This window comes from Phormidesmis priestleyi ULC007 (assembly GCF_001895925.1).
Taxonomy (GTDB): Bacteria; Cyanobacteriota; Cyanobacteriia; order Leptolyngbyales; family Leptolyngbyaceae; genus Phormidesmis_A; species Phormidesmis_A priestleyi_A.
On sequence record NZ_MPPI01000025.1, the window covers coordinates 26009 to 37646 of the forward strand.

General features: G+C 49.9%; 10 protein-coding genes. 3 read left to right on the plus strand and 7 right to left on the minus strand.

Going from position 1 to position 11638, the window contains the following annotated elements:
- The first annotated feature begins 315 nt into the window (after positions 1 to 315).
- A complete protein-coding gene (locus BRW63_RS18390; RefSeq protein WP_223257389.1) occupies positions 316 to 1740 on the plus strand; it encodes an LCP family protein in 1425 nt (474 codons plus the stop codon).
- Positions 1741 to 1760: 20 nt separating this feature from the next.
- On the opposite strand, the gene xseB is transcribed toward BRW63_RS18390, so the two are convergent.
- Positions 1761 to 2060, minus strand: coding sequence for an exodeoxyribonuclease VII small subunit (gene xseB, locus BRW63_RS18395; RefSeq protein WP_073072334.1), 300 nt, complete (start codon positions 2058 to 2060; stop codon positions 1761 to 1763).
- Positions 2061 to 2108: 48 nt separating this feature from the next.
- Positions 2109 to 3362: an exodeoxyribonuclease VII large subunit gene (xseA, locus tag BRW63_RS18400; RefSeq protein ID WP_073072332.1), complete on the minus strand. Its 1254-nt coding sequence runs from the start codon at positions 3360 to 3362 to the stop codon at positions 2109 to 2111.
- Between the two features lie 152 nt (positions 3363 to 3514).
- Here xseA and recA point away from each other — a divergent pair, with 152 nt between their 5' ends.
- Positions 3515 to 4600, plus strand: a complete 1086-nt coding sequence (gene recA, locus BRW63_RS18405) for a recombinase RecA (protein WP_073072330.1) — start codon at positions 3515 to 3517, stop codon at positions 4598 to 4600.
- Positions 4601 to 5256: 656 nt separating this feature from the next.
- On the opposite strand, the gene BRW63_RS18410 is transcribed toward recA, so the two are convergent.
- A complete protein-coding gene (locus BRW63_RS18410) occupies positions 5257 to 6582 on the minus strand; it encodes a serine/threonine protein kinase (RefSeq protein WP_073073742.1) in 1326 nt (441 codons plus the stop codon).
- 3 nt (positions 6583 to 6585) lie between these two features.
- Complete coding sequence (locus tag BRW63_RS18415) at positions 6586 to 7389, minus strand: serine/threonine protein kinase (protein ID WP_073073743.1); 804 nt, start codon at positions 7387 to 7389, stop codon at positions 6586 to 6588.
- 93 nt (positions 7390 to 7482) lie between these two features.
- Between BRW63_RS18415 and BRW63_RS18420 the strand changes: the two genes are divergently transcribed.
- A complete protein-coding gene (locus BRW63_RS18420; protein WP_073073745.1) occupies positions 7483 to 8214 on the plus strand; it encodes a phycocyanobilin:ferredoxin oxidoreductase in 732 nt (243 codons plus the stop codon).
- Here BRW63_RS18420 and BRW63_RS18425 read toward each other — a convergent pair.
- The 3 genes from BRW63_RS18425 to opcA all read right to left on the minus strand — a co-directional run bounded on the left by BRW63_RS18425 (position 8211) and on the right by opcA (position 11634).
- Entirely contained in the window at positions 8211 to 9128 is a 918-nt protein-coding gene (locus tag BRW63_RS18425; RefSeq protein WP_073073746.1) for a TIGR04168 family protein, read from the minus strand. The genes BRW63_RS18420 and BRW63_RS18425 overlap by 4 nt on opposite strands.
- Before the next feature lie 80 nt (positions 9129 to 9208).
- Positions 9209 to 10144, minus strand: coding sequence for a hypothetical protein (locus BRW63_RS18430; protein ID WP_073073748.1), 936 nt, complete (start codon positions 10142 to 10144; stop codon positions 9209 to 9211).
- Between the two features lie 110 nt (positions 10145 to 10254).
- The gene (gene opcA / locus BRW63_RS18435; RefSeq protein ID WP_073073806.1) at positions 10255 to 11634 is read right to left on the minus strand and encodes a glucose-6-phosphate dehydrogenase assembly protein OpcA; all 1380 of its coding nucleotides are present in this window, start codon (positions 11632 to 11634) and stop codon (positions 10255 to 10257) included.
- Positions 11635 to 11638 lie beyond the last annotated feature (4 nt).

Sequence of the window (11638 nt, forward strand, 5' to 3'; positions counted from 1 at the left end):
AAATGACCCATAACTCAGAAAAATGACTCATAATTCTCAAAATCGGCTAAATTCACAGAATATTGTCCAGTTTTTATAGATAATCTGAGAAATCGTTGTTATCGTGCGTCTACAAAAGCTTTATTTCTCAAAAGAACTGAGCAAATAAAAAATCAGCTAAATATGTTTTACTGCATACAATGAAAGCTCAAATTTAAGATTGGTTCTCTTTAGTCGATGATCAATTGGTGTGTGTTGAGGAAACCTGTGAAAAGCGCTAAAAAGCAACCCGTCTCCCCGAAATCAGTCCCCGCGCAATCTGCTCAACCTAGACGAGTGACTTCTAAAACCAAAAGGTCGGCAAAGCCCAAAGGCAAGAAGCTGCTCTGGCTGATGTTTTGCTTGACGGGGGTCGCCATGCTTTCGGCAACAGCAGGCGCGCTACTCGCAGTTTCGCTCGCCAGTACGCCTCTGATGCAGCGTCAACTCAGCCCCGCTCAAGCCTCAGTGTTTGGCAAAGGTGGCATCTCAAGCCGAAGCAGTTTGAAATTGCCCGAACTGACACGCCCCGTCAACATTCTGGTTTTGGGTGTAAAAGTGCTAACGACGGATTTACAAAATCCTCCTGACCACCTCAAAAACCTTCGCTATCAGGCCCTCGTTAACTCGTTTGAAGGGTTGACTGATGTGATGTTGCTGCTGCGCTTTAACCCTGAGACTAAGAAGCTGACGGTGCTCTCAATTCCGAGAGATACGCGCACTTATATTCCTGATCACGGCGTTCGTAAAATTAACGAAGCAAATCTGTATGGTGGCCCTGCCCTGGGTGCAAAAACGGTCAGTGAGCTGCTGGGAGGCGTAGGGGTCGATCGCTATGTCACGATCAATGTTCAAGGGGTAGAAGCGCTGATCGATGCGCTGGGTGGCGTGACGGTTTTCGTCCCCAAAGACATGAAATATAAAGACGATAGTCAGCATCTTTACGTCAATCTCAAAGCCGGACAGCAACACCTCAACGGCGATAAAACCCTGCAACTGCTGCGCTTCCGCTACGACGAAAATGGGGATATCGGGCGAATTCAACGTCAGCAGACCGTGATGCGCGCCCTCATGGAGCAATCCCTCAATCCCACTACCGTGACTCGGATTCCTAAACTGCTCTCGATCATTCAGTCACACATCGATACCAATCTGACCGTTGAAGAACTGGTGGCGCTGACTGGCTTTGCCTCTCAAGTGAATCGATCGAACACCAAAATGCTGATGATCCCAGGCGAGTTTAGCGCTCCGGGTGAATATGACGCGAGCTATTGGCTGCCCCACCCGGCTCAGATTCAAAAGCTAGTCGGTCAGCATCTCGATTTTGGCACCACTGCGTTGACCGAAGATCAACCCGCGACGCTAAGAGTGGCGATTCAAAACAGCATTCCTCAAGATAAAGGAGTGCAGTCGGTAATTACTAGGCTGAGAGGGTCAGGGTTTAACAACGTTTATCAAGACAAGCCCTGGACAGAGCCTTTAAGCATCACTCGCATTGTGGCTCAACAAGGCGATGTGATTGGGGCAGAATCAGTGCGACGATCGCTAGGGTTTGGCGAAGTCAGAATTGAGACAACGGGGAGTCTTGACTCAGATGTGACAATTCAACTGGGCAAAGATGCGCTTCAGCCGCCTAAAAAACTGCTGCGTCCGGGGCTGAAAGATCCCGCCGCAGGTCGCGGTGAGTCACGATCGCTGACCAACCCCGCCAACAAAGGATAAAGTGTAGAATAGGATCAGGGTCAAAACTCTTCGTCAGTTAGCGTTTCAATCAACAGATCCACTTGATTCTGACGTTGAGCTAAAAATGCTTCGCACTGTTTCAAATACCTGACGGCGGTCGAAAATTGCTCAAACACATCGGCAAGGTCTAACTCACCCGACTCAATGCGTGACAAAATCGACTCAACTTGGGCAACCGTTGCCTCATAATTCCAGTTAGTTTGAGACGGGTATTCAGAAGAACGGCTGTCAGGGGTCGAATCTTGATCCGCTTCGATTTGTTTTGAATAGGCTGCATTTGAGCCAGGGGAAATATTCATGCAGCGCCCCAAGGTGAAGGTGAATTCTGACTCTTTTATTTATAGTCTTTATTCGTCGAAACTGGGTGGAGCGATCGAGACTTCCGTGACTTTAACTTTCAGGTGCCCTTGCCCTAATTGAATTGACAAATCCTCTCCCGGAGAGACTTCTAACGCCGATCGAGCAATGCTTCCGTTCATCTGCCGCACCACTGCATAGCCTCGTTGAAGCACGGCTTGCGGGTCAAGCGTTGCTAACTTTTCTTGCAGAAGTTGATGGTGTTGAGTCGCTTCTTGAAAGGGGCGCAGAGTTGATTGAATCAAGCGCTGTTTCAACCAGGCAACGACCTGAGTTTCTTGTTTAATCTGGCGATCGAGCTTCACGCGTTTAACGCACTCCCGTAGACTTTGCAGGCGATCGCGCTCGACTTCTAGATATTGCACCACCGCTTGATTGAGGGCATGAAATCGTTCTTGATGCTCGGCGTGCAGATTGGAGAGAAAGGGAATTGCTTGCTCGGCGGCAGCAGTTGGGGTGTGGGCGCAAACATCGGCAGCGAGGTCTGCTAACGACTCATCGCGCTGGTGTCCAATGCCCGCAATCACAGGAATCGAGCAATTTGCCACCGCCCGAACCACAAATTCGTCATTAAAACACGCCATATCTTCGATCGCCCCGCCGCCCCGTGATAGAATTAGTACATCCGCTCTACGATCTCGTTCGACTCGTGCGATCGCTGCCACGATCGATGCTGGTGCCTGATCTCCCTGCACTAATGCTGGAGAAAACAGCACCCGCAACCCCGGATAGCGCCGTTTTAGCGTTCGTTGGATGTCTCCCCAGGCTGCGGCTTGAGGTGAGGTGACCACCGCAACCGTTTGAGGATGGACGGGTAGAGGACGCTTTCTCTCTGGGTCAAAGAGTCCTTCTAGCTCTAGGCGATTTCGCAACTGTCGATAGCGCAGAGCCAATAGCCCCTCCCCTGCCGGAAGCGCTTGCCAGACAATCAACTGGTAGTTGCCCCGTTGAGGATGGACGTTGACCCGACCCAGCAAAATCAACTGTTCTCCCTGCGCTGGCAGAGCAGCCAATTTATCGAGTTGACTGTTCCACACGACGCAGCTAATGGAGGCTTTGGCATCGGGGTCTTGCAGCGTGAAAAACAACCCACTGCGATATCGCGATGCACTAGAAACTTCACCTGTCACCCAGACTTGACGGAGTTGGTCATCTTGCTCAAGCAGCAGTTGAATGTAGGCGGTTAACCCCCCGACTGATAGGGCGGAATCTGGCTCGATCGAGCTAGGCAGATTAAAAGACATCACGTGTAACCTGGAGAGAGAAGCATCAAATTATCGGCTGATTTCACTGAAATTTCTAACTCTCATGCTAGAAGGTTAATCACGAGTCTCAATCTTAGACTCTCAGCCCCTTCCGACTTGCTCTCTATAACTCTTTCTTTTTTGAGGCGCTAATGGCTAGTAGTAAAACAACCGAAAGTTCCGATAAGCAAAAAGCCCTGACGATGGTGCTCACCCAGATCGAGCGCAACTTTGGGAAAGGCAGCATTATGCGTCTGGGTGATGCCACCCGGATGAAGGTTGAAACCATCCCCAGTGGCGCTCTGACGTTGGATCTGGCGCTAGGCGGTGGGCTGCCAAAAGGTCGGGTGATTGAGATTTACGGTCCTGAAAGTTCGGGTAAGACGACGGTGGCGCTGCACGCAGTTGCCGAAGTCCAAAAAACAGGCGGAACGGCGGCTTACATTGATGCTGAACACGCGCTCGACCCCAAATATGCAGCAGCTTTGGGCGTTGATATTGCTAATCTGCTGATTTCTCAGCCTGACACGGGGGAAGCAGCACTAGAGATTGTGGATCAATTGGTACGATCGACCGCCGTTGATATTGTGGTCATTGACTCGGTGGCGGCACTGGTTCCTCGTGCCGAAATCGAGGGCGAAATGGGCGATTCTCACATGGGTTTGCAAGCCCGTCTGATGAGCCAAGCGCTGCGGAAAATCACCGGAAATATTGGCAAGTCTGGCTGCACAGTCGTCTTTATCAACCAGTTGCGTCAAAAGATCGGCGTGACGTACGGCAGCCCCGAAACCACCACAGGCGGACAGGCGCTGAAATATTATGCCTCTGTGCGTCTCGATATTCGCCGCATTCAAACCCTGAAGCGGGGCAACGAAGAATATGGCAACCGCGCCAAGGTGAAAGTTGCCAAAAACAAAATCGCACCGCCGTTCCGCATTGCTGAGTTTGACATCATTTTCGGCAAAGGCATCTCGACGATCGGATGTCTGGTTGACCTGGCAGAAGAAACGGGCGTGATCGTTCGCAAAGGTGCCTGGTATAGCTATAACGGCGATAACATCAGCCAGGGTCGCGACAACGCGGTGAAGTATGTGGAAGAGAAGCCCGAATTTGCCAAAGAAGTTGAAAAACTGGTGCGCGAGAAGCTCGAAATGGGCGCTGTGGTGTCTGCTAACTCGGTCGGAGCGCCTGACCCAGAAGATGAAGATGACGAAGAGTTTGTAGAAGCAGCAGAATAAGCGCGATCGTTCTAACGCTTAAATTTCATAGAGGGTGGGCTAAATGCCTGCCTTTTTTATTATTCAACCTGAGTTCGGGTTAAGCCGAAGGCTGAAATCCCCACTGCAAGTAGCTTGAGCCAAACAACCAGCTAGTAATCTTTTCTCAATAAGTCCTACTATTAAGAATATTCTCAACTGTGAGGCTTATTGACAAGAGCCTGATGTGGAGCATAGCAGCAAGGCACGGAAAATCAGGACTTCTGGCGATTTCTTATCCCGAACTCAGGTTATTCAACGTGAATTCGATGAAGCTTTTCGCTACGGTTGCGAATTCGGGCTGCCCCTAAATCCCCCAAAATTGGGGGACTTTGAACCTAAACTACCTGAGTTCGGGTTAAGCCGAAGGCTGAAATCCCCACTGCAAGTAGCTTGAGCCAAACAACCAGCTAGTAATCTTTTCTCAATAAGTCCTACTATTAAGAATATTCTCAACTGTGAGGCTTATTGACAAGAGCCTGATGTGGAGCATAGCAGCAAGGCACGGAAAATCAGGACTTCTGGCGATTTCTTATCCCGAACTCAGGTTAAACTCTAAGCTTAAAGTCCCCCAGAATTGGGGGATTTAGGGGGCTGAAGCGCAAAACAACGCAGCGAAAGAACTTATCGAACTGACGTTATTCACGCTCGATCGGTAGCCCCAACCAATCACTCAACTCATAAGCTAACCAAGCCATTTCCTCAACCGTGCCACAAAAATCAATTTTTTGGGTGTCTGCAAAAACGCTCAACCGATTGCGATTAAATGATAAAGCTAACTTCCAAAGATATCTGCGCTTTGTAGAGAAAGGTTGAGCGTATTGAAGCCCAAATAGTTTGCGAGTGAGAGAAACCCCCTGCTCAGTGATCACCAATCTAGCTTTGGCAAAATTTAAGAGGATTCTAATGATGGGGATAGACCAAATGGGAGAAAGCAGGAGAAGAAGAAAACCACCGGGGTTAATAAATAACAAGAACATCGAAAGTGGAAGGAGGAAGACTAAGAAGACCGATAGAATGGGCGCGATAGAATCCACATATTGTTTTGACTGAAGCTTTAGAGAAGGAAACGTAATCTCTAATGCTTCTGCTTCTCTAATAAGTGAGATTTTGCTGTAGGTTGGCTTTGTTTTGATAGTGAGTTCAACATCCGAATTACTTTCTGGCGATCGCTCCAAACCCATTAAAGCTGCACCGATCGACTTCGGGCGTTTACTCAAACTTGGCTCTGTCAGCCACTTTAGCCAACTGATAAAACTGGGGCTGACCTTCGCAAGGTGTTCAAACTGAAGCCGCAGATCTTCTTGAGGCAAATCAGCCGGGTGTTGACCCGTGATTAAATAAATCAACGTCGCGCCTAAACTATAGAGATCAGAGGCCGGAGAAGTGCGTCCGCCAAACTGTTCGGGTGGCATATAGCCATAAGTGCCGACGATCGTCATCGTGCCCCCGTCTCTAGCTGCCAGCGTTTGCACCGAGCCAAAATCGACTAAATAAACTTGACCAGGGCTGTTACCTGAGCGATCGGTCAGCAGCACATTACTCGGTTTGATATCGCGATGAATCACGGGCGGCTGGCGATCGTGCAAATAGCCCAAAATCTCTAGCAAATCTTTGGCGAGTTGCTTGACTTCTAACTCGCTAAACGTGCGTCCTGATTTGAGATGCTGCTCTAACGATCGCGCCTCAATATAAGTTTGGACGAGGGCGAATCCTTTATGATTGTCCGAGTCAAGTTCAAAGAAATCCAGATAGCAGGGAATTGCAGGATGAGACAGCGATCGCAGGGTTGCCGCTTCCCGTTCAAACAGCTTCAGGTCATCCCACTCAAACTCATGGCTAAACGTCAGGAGCTTAACAACGACGAGTTCCTGAGTGTGCAAATCACGCGCTAACCAGGTTTGTCGTCCCGCTTTTTTACCCAGTGATTGTTGCAGTTCATAGCGGTCAGCCAGCAGTTGCATGAGTTACGCCCTTTGGATCTGTCCTGACTCTAATACTTGCAGAGATTGCTTGGCAGATTGCAGCCGCCGATCGAGACTAGTCTCAGTCATCCAACTCAACCAATCGGCAAACGCCGGACTGAGATCAACGACTTGCTGAAAGTCTAACTTAGTTCCCTTGCGCGGCAACTGAGACGGCGATTTGCCCGTGATGATTGCAATCAGCGTTGCCCCCAAGCTATAGAGATCAGAAACAGTTAACGCCCGCCCAGCAAACTGTTCTGGCGGCATATAGTCGTGAGTCTCGATCAGGGTGAATGCGGAGCGATCGCAACTCAACAGCATCTTAACCGAGCCAAAGTTAATCAAATGAGTGCGCCGCTGTGCCAGCACAATATTGCTGGGCGTAATATCACGATGCACGATTGGCTGCTGCCGTCCGTGAAGATAGATGAGAATGTAGAGCAGCGATTTTGCGATTTGCTTTGCCTCTGCTTCGGTGAAGGTGCGCCCAATTTTCATACACTCATCTAGAGACTTTCCGGGCACGTAGGTTTGCACCAGCGCCAGCGCCTTGCCCGTCGGCAATTGATGCTCAAAATAGTCTATATATTGCGGCACACAAGGGTGAGAGAGCGCTCTGAGAGTTTCTACTTCGCGCTCAAATAGTTTTAGGTCATCCGATCGAACATCTTCTTCTGGGCACAGCAGCTTGATCACGACCTGCTCTTGAGTGCTGAGATCACGCGCCAGCAGCGTCCAGCGCCCTGATTGCCGCCCTAACTCTCGCTCTATCTCGTAGTGATCGCCTAATATCTGTCCAGCCATAATCTCGCTAAATTTTACAGGGTTTGTAACGTTGCTCGATCGCTCGTAGCAAGCTGATATCCTTTAAGAAGTTTTCAAAACTTTGGCTTTGCTATGGTTCCTCTCTCAACCTCTTCTTTACGTGAGCAGCAACACCCGTTAATTCGCAGTTTAGCCGACAAAATAGAAGCGCTTTGGCACCGTCATTTAGATCTTTCACCCTACTATCTGCCTGATGATCTGGGCTATGTCGAAGGACGAATGGAAGGCGAAAAGCTGATTATTGAAAATCGTTGCTATCAGACTCCTCAATTTCGCAAGCTTCATCTAGAACTGGCTAAAGTGGGAACGATGCTAGACATTCTCCACTGCGTTATGTTTCCCCGATCGGACTATGCTCTACCGATGTTTGGTGCCGACTTAGTGAGCGGACGCGGACAAATTGGCATGGCGATCGCCGATCTCTCTCCCACCAGCGACGATCGTACTCTACCCGCCGATTATCAAAGTGCTTTATCGGCTTTACCAGATGTGACCTTCACCCAGCGTCGAGAGCTTCCAGAATGGGGCGATATTTTTTCTAGCTTTTGTTTATTTGTGCGTCCGAGCAACGAGGCAGAAGAGGCAGCCTTTTTGTCGCGAGTCGAGAGCTATTTAGAATTGCACTGCCAGAGAGCGATCGCGACTCAACCCACTCCAGAACGCGAGGCAGAAATTCTAGCCAAACAGCGCTATTACTGTGATCGCCAGCAGCAAAATGATAAAACTCGACGCGTCTTAGAAAAAGCCTTTGGTGAAGCGTGGGCTGAACGCTATATGACGACTGTTTTATTTGACACGGTTTAAGCGATCGATTCCGCGATTGATTCAGCCCTATAAAGCACGGTCTGGGACACAATTTTAAAGGCTGCGTTGACCCAGACCAGCGATGCTGCCGACACTCTGCCAGATTGCAGGGTTACCAGAGAAAAATTTCTCAAGCGATCGCCATCATTTTGAACAATGCGAGGCACACGGGCAGCGTTTAAATAAACCGTTCCGTCGGAGGTGGTGTGAATAGCGCGGCGAAGCTGCTGTCGAGTGTGACGCAGCGTGTGGTGCATGTGCCCAAATGCGACGAGCGGAATCGCTTTGCCCAAGAGTCGAGTTTTGGCGATCGCTTGTTCAAAGTCGGGGTCGCCGTGATCGCCGCCGATCGGTTGCCAATCTTTGCCGCATGGGTCTTCGGGCATATCCCCTAAACCAGTCGGCCCATTGTGTCCGACAAAAATTACCGTTTCGTAAGCAGCCGTGTTGACAGCAGCAACGATGCGATCGACCGATTCAGCAAAGTTTTTTACGCCGCAGCGATCGCGATAGAACCGATTATTTTTCCAGGCAGACCCACCCCAGCTAAATGGGCGACTGCCCACCACACTCAGCCCTAACTCTGGAAAATCGAGCTTGCCATAGCCTACGTTTGTGTCGCCTAGCAAATCAATTTGTTGCTGTACGCGATCTTCTTGAGTGCGATCGTAAGGGCATTGTTTGATGCCCCAATCGGTGGCGTTATACCAAGCATCGTGATTGCCCAAAATTGCCGCTTTAGGCAGATCCATTTGAGCAATCGATCGCACCACTTCTACCGATTCGTTACCAAAGTCACCGACTAGCAGCACCAAATCAACGCCTAACGCTTTGAGTGCGGCTTCATCTTCATGATCCCACAAATCGTGAATATCTCCGACAACCGCAATTTTGATCCCCTGACTAGACACCATGCCGATTTCCTTTCTTTATTCTTCTTTAGCATAGGCAGGGAGCGAGGGTTTTGATCAGTCTTTTGAGAAAGAGACCCGGATCAATCGTTTGTCCAAGTCGATCGCCACGCGTCCTGCGCTTGAGCGATCGCTCGTTCTTGGTGTTTTTTTTGATACTCTCGTCCCAATGTCTGAAGTTGTTGCTTGAGATCTCGCAGCTTATTTCGCCATGCCATTGCAGTTGAGTCGTTAAACTCAATCTCAGACAAGCGTAGCTGAATCGCCACTAGATGCAACAGCGATGCAATAGATTTTTTCGATCGACCCTGCTCAGACATTTTTTCATCGGCAGCTTCAACCAGCAACTTTAAGAGATTGGCGTTGCCCGCGATCGGGTCGTCGCTCCCTGCTTTAGCCGCCGCCTTTAGAACTGGTTCTGGCAACCGTTTGGGCAAAACTTCTGACTGCTGCAACAGCAAGTTGGCGGCGTGAGAAGTGGTTTGGAGTTTTTTGACGATCGATTTCTCTAAATTTTCTTGCCACTGCACCAGAGCATCTAGCGGAGTAGACGGCTGTGCAGGCTTACTCAGCGAAGGAGCCAATAATAGAAATTCAAGCTCGTTTTGATGACTCTCTAGAACACTGTCTGACTCAAACTCCTGCTCATCAAACGCTTCGTCAAGTTCTCCATCGTCATCTACATCAAGATCTTCTTCAAGCTCGTCGATATTGGCTGTCTCAGTGCTGACGAGGCTGACTGGCTGAAGTTGAGCCAGTAACTCTGCTTGAATCTGATTTGCCAAGTCTCGCACTGACTGCTGAAACTGCTGGCGCTGACTGAGTGACAACTGCAAAAACTGCCGCGGGTAGCTCTCAGTGCAAACATGATAGCAAGACAAAATCAACTGCTGTCGAACTGCTTGCCCCAACGCCGTCAGATAGCTGAAATAGGTTTGGTAGAATTTTTCGCCCATTTCAGCAACCTGCTTGTCTAGGGCAACAAGCTGCTGCGAAATCTGCTCGACCGATCCGACCATAGGCTCTTTGAATTTGGGGTAGAGATTTTTCTACTACTCGATCTAGCTTACAACTAAGGGTCATGTAAGGGCATACCAGTGCCGTGCCCTTACATGACCCTTAGAAGCAATTAGGCGGCGATCGTCAAGATTTTTGCGGTCACTGCCAAACTCTCCTCAAATAGCACATCTTGACCTAAACGCTGAAGCTGCTCACCCAAAAGCGTTTCAGCCTTCTGATCATCAAGAGGAGTCACCTGGTTAATGCGGCACGATTGGGCACCACCACCCGCTTCCATTCGCATACAGCCCGTCGTTTCAGAACAAAGCACCGTGCAGCAGTCGGCATCGAGGTTGGTAGAAGTTAGCTTTAAACTCACGAGATCGCCCGTGACTTCACCCGTGTCAGCCGTCGGAATGGCTGCGAGTTCGACTTCGATCGCACGTCCATCAGCCGCCGTGAGATGAATGCGCTGAAGTTCGTAGATATCGTCTTCTTTCGATCGCGAAATTGGCTCCCAGTTTAGCCGACTTGCTAGCCAACCCAAAAACATCAGCGCTTGGGTCGAGTTGCCTTTTTCATAATCAATCACAATGCGATCGACTTCTCGAATGGCGGCTCGGCGCTCTGGCGGATCAAATGCCTCGGCGGTTAATTCTTGCCAAGCAGCGAGTCGTCGCCAGTTGAGGTCAGACACCTGCACTTGGTTCTGAATCATATGCGCCACCTTGAGCAGGTCGCCTTCTGGATCGGTCAAGAAGTGGCTAGAGTCTACCACCACGGCAGTGCAAGTTTTAGACAACCGATCGAACAGGGCTTGGTCGGTGCTGGGCGTTGCTTTCCACCAGAGAATGCTGGGCAATTCGCCCATGACGAGTGAAGAAACCATGCTAGCCACCCGCTCTAGCGCGTTTTCTGTACCCTTAAGCATGATGTATTCGCCACATACCAAGGCGTTGCGGCTCTGCTTGTTGATGGGGCAATAGGCAGACACTTGAGCCGTTACACCTTCATCTTCGCCAGCGACGGGAAACAGGGAGATAATTCGACAGGGATTTTGACTAGCGATCGCGTCTGCAATTCCAGCCCCCGCCGCATCTAGTGCATAACTTGGTGAACGAGTTGCCTCGCCGACGGCGACCAAGATACTCTTTTTTGCTAAGGCTTCCCGAAGTTTTTCTAACAGCAGCGGACTCGCTTTGCCATCACGTTTCATGCCCAAGCTCGACTCAGCAGCACGAATGGCAGCTTCGGTGCGAGGTCCGCCGATGCCATCAATCGGCCCCGTATAAAACCCCAGTGCTGCCAGCAGTTGCTGAGTTTCTTCTGGCTCATAAACCACCAGCGTAAAGGTTGCGGCTCTCGTAGCAGCAAGCGTGTTGCTGTCATCACTAGCGACACTGTAACTCTGCCAAATTTTGGCGAGTTCTGCCTCAATTTCGCTGAGAGAAACATCTTTGGGCGCTTGCAACGATTGCAAAGGAACAAGAGAAGGGGAGTGGGTAGCCATAGAG

What these genes read in the sequence shown, in the direction of transcription:
- BRW63_RS18415 (WP_073073743.1), bottom strand. Translation starts at nt 7,389, where the DNA reads ATGGCTGGACAGATATTAGGCGATCACTACGAGATAGAGCGAGAGTTA.
- opcA (WP_073073806.1), bottom strand. Translation starts at nt 11,634, where the DNA reads ATGGCTACCCACTCCCCTTCTCTTGTTCCTTTGCAATCGTTGCAAGCG.
- BRW63_RS18410 (WP_073073742.1), bottom strand. Translation starts at nt 6,582, where the DNA reads ATGCAACTGCTGGCTGACCGCTATGAACTGCAACAATCACTGGGTAAA.
- xseA (WP_073072332.1), bottom strand. Translation starts at nt 3,362, where the DNA reads ATGTCTTTTAATCTGCCTAGCTCGATCGAGCCAGATTCCGCCCTATCA.
- xseB (WP_073072334.1), bottom strand. Translation starts at nt 2,060, where the DNA reads ATGAATATTTCCCCTGGCTCAAATGCAGCCTATTCAAAACAAATCGAA.
- BRW63_RS18420 (WP_073073745.1), top strand. Translation starts at nt 7,483, where the DNA reads ATGGTTCCTCTCTCAACCTCTTCTTTACGTGAGCAGCAACACCCGTTA.
- BRW63_RS18425 (WP_073073746.1), bottom strand. Translation starts at nt 9,128, where the DNA reads ATGGTGTCTAGTCAGGGGATCAAAATTGCGGTTGTCGGAGATATTCAC.
- BRW63_RS18430 (WP_073073748.1), bottom strand. Translation starts at nt 10,144, where the DNA reads ATGGTCGGATCGGTCGAGCAGATTTCGCAGCAGCTTGTTGCCCTAGAC.
- recA (WP_073072330.1), top strand. Translation starts at nt 3,515, where the DNA reads ATGGCTAGTAGTAAAACAACCGAAAGTTCCGATAAGCAAAAAGCCCTG.